Annotated in this window: 1 protein-coding gene; it reads left to right on the top strand. The window is 62.7% G+C overall.

What is annotated here, in order from left to right; all coding sequences use genetic code 11:
• Window positions 1–263: CoA transferase (locus tag EOD29_RS32595; protein WP_206520571.1), on the top strand; the 263-nt coding region annotated here is incomplete at both ends.

The raw sequence follows: 263 nt of genomic DNA, 5'->3' as shown, positions 1-263 counted from the left end.
AATCGCCATCGCAGTCGGAAACGATCAGCAGTTCGCCCGCCTCTGTACGGCGATCGGCTGTCCCGATCTGGCGGGCGACAAGCGGTTTCGCCGCAACCGTGATCGCGTTGTCAATGTCGATGCACTGGACCGGCTTGTGACAGAGGCTCTACGAGCCGACACCGCCGAAACCTGGGAGCAGCGCCTTGTCCATGCCGAAATCCCTGCGGGCCGGGTCGCCACGATCGATCAGGTCATGACCAATCCGCATACCTTGGCGCGTG

This window comes from Mesorhizobium sp. M1A.T.Ca.IN.004.03.1.1 (assembly GCF_003997555.1).
Taxonomy (GTDB): Bacteria; Pseudomonadota; Alphaproteobacteria; order Rhizobiales; family Rhizobiaceae; genus Mesorhizobium.
The sequence above is the reverse complement of the archived record's forward strand: the minus strand, read 5'-3'. Positions and strand labels throughout refer to the sequence as shown.